Below are 534 nucleotides of genomic sequence, written 5' to 3' on the forward strand. Positions count from 1 at the left end.
CGGCCTATGAGGTCCCGGCACCGGAGGTGACTCTCTACGCCCTCGACAAGTCACCGACGCAGATCATCCAGGCGGCGATGAACCGCCTGGCCAAACAGTGGCTGAAGCGCTTCGACACGCTCGCGGACAACCTCGCCGCGTGGTTCGCACAAGCGGTGCAGGACCGCTGCGACAACACCCTGAAATCCCAGCTGCGCGATGCTGGTTTCACGGTCAGGTTCAGGATGACGCCGGCAATGCGCGCCGCTGCCGAATCCACGGTCAACGAGAATGTCAGTCTGATCCGCAGCATCGGCGAGCAGCATCTGGGCCAGGTCGAGCAACTCGTGATGCGCAGCATCTCCGAGGGCCGCGACCTCGGTTATCTCACTGAGCAGTTGACCAAGCGCTATGGCATCACGCGTCGCCGGGCCGCCAATATCGCGCGCGGGCAGAACAACGCCGCGACCACCGCGATGCGCCGGGTGCGTGAACTCGAGCTTGGTCTGGAAGAAGGCGAATGGCTGCACAGCGGTGGCGGCAAGGAGCCGCGTC

Annotated in this window: 1 protein-coding gene; it reads left to right on the forward strand. The window is 64.6% G+C overall.

Annotation, left to right across the window (positions count from 1 at the left end; genetic code table 11):
* Positions 1–26 precede the first annotated feature (26 nt).
* Positions 27–534: hypothetical protein (locus ACTIMO_RS17265; protein WP_448183218.1), on the forward strand; the 508-nt coding region annotated here is incomplete at its 3' end.

The organism is Arthrobacter sp. CP30 (assembly GCF_053470025.1).